Annotated in this window: 1 protein-coding gene; it reads left to right on the top strand. The window is 68.3% G+C overall.

Translation table 11 applies throughout. The features are described 5' to 3' along the window. Positions 1-1,248, top strand: a 1,248-nt coding sequence (locus AC1D01_RS35410; protein ID WP_477874306.1) for a tripartite tricarboxylate transporter permease, incomplete at both ends; no start/stop codon positions are given.

A 1,248-nucleotide genomic window follows, 5' to 3' on the forward strand; every position in this document is an offset into this window, starting at 1 on the left:
CGGTGGCGATGCTGCTGCCGATCACCTCGCACGTCGAGCCGACCGCCTCGATGATCATGTTCGCCGGCATCTACTACGGCGCGATGTATGGCGGCTCGACCACCTCGATCCTGCTGAACACCCCGGGCGAGACCGGCAGCATGGTCACCGCGATGGAGGGCAACCTGATGGCCAAGAGCGGCCGCGCCGGCGCGGCGCTCGCCACCTCGGCGATCGGCTCGTTCTTTGCCGGCACGATCGCCACCGTGCTCGTCACGCTGTTCGCGCCCGGCCTCGCCGAGTTCGCGCTGCGCTTCGGCCCGCCGGAGTACTTCGCGCTGATCCTGCTGGCCTTCACCACCGTATCGTCGGTGCTCGGGCAGAGCACGCTGCGCGGCATGACCAGCCTGGTGCTGGGCCTGTCGGTCGGCATCATCGGCATCGACCAGATCTCCGGCCAGGCGCGCTTCACGCTGTACAACGTGCCCGAGCTGGTCGACGGCATCGAAGTGGTGCTGGTGGCGGTCGGGCTGTTCGCGGTCGGCGAGGCGATGTACACGATGATGTACGAGGGCCGCCAGGACGAGACGCGCAACAAGATGTCGAGCCTGTGGATGACGAAGAGCGACTGGAAGCGCTCGTGGCCGGCCTGGCTGCGCGGCACGCTGATCGGCTTCCCGTTCGGCACCATCCCGGCCGGCGGCACCGAGATCCCGACCTTCCTGTCGTACGGCGCCGAGCGCAAGCTGTCGAAGCACCCGGAAGAGTTCGGCACCGTCGGCGCGATCGAAGGCGTGGCCGGCCCGGAGGCCGCCAACAACGCGGCGGTGGCCGGCACGCTGGTGCCGCTGCTGACGCTGGGCATCCCCACCTCCACCACCGCAGCGATCCTGCTGTCGGCGTTCCAGAACTATGGCATCCAGCCCGGCCCGACGCTGTTCCAGACCTCGTCGGCGCTGGTGTGGGCGCTGATCGCGTCGATGTACATCGGCAACGTGATGCTGCTGGTGCTGAACCTGCCGCTGGTCGGCCTGTGGGTGAAGCTGCTGAAGATCCCGAAGCCGGCGCTGTACGCGGGCATCCTGATCTTCGCGACGGTCGGCGTCTACGGCATGCGGCAGTCGGCCTTCGACCTGTTCCTGCTGTACGGCATCGGGCTGCTGGGCGTCGTGATGCGCCGCTTCGACTTCCCGACCGCCCCGGTGATCGTCGGCATGATCCTCGGGCCGCTTGGCGAGGCCCACATGCGCAACGCAATGTCCATCGGGG

Source organism: Rhizobacter sp. P3_B12, from assembly GCF_056402895.1.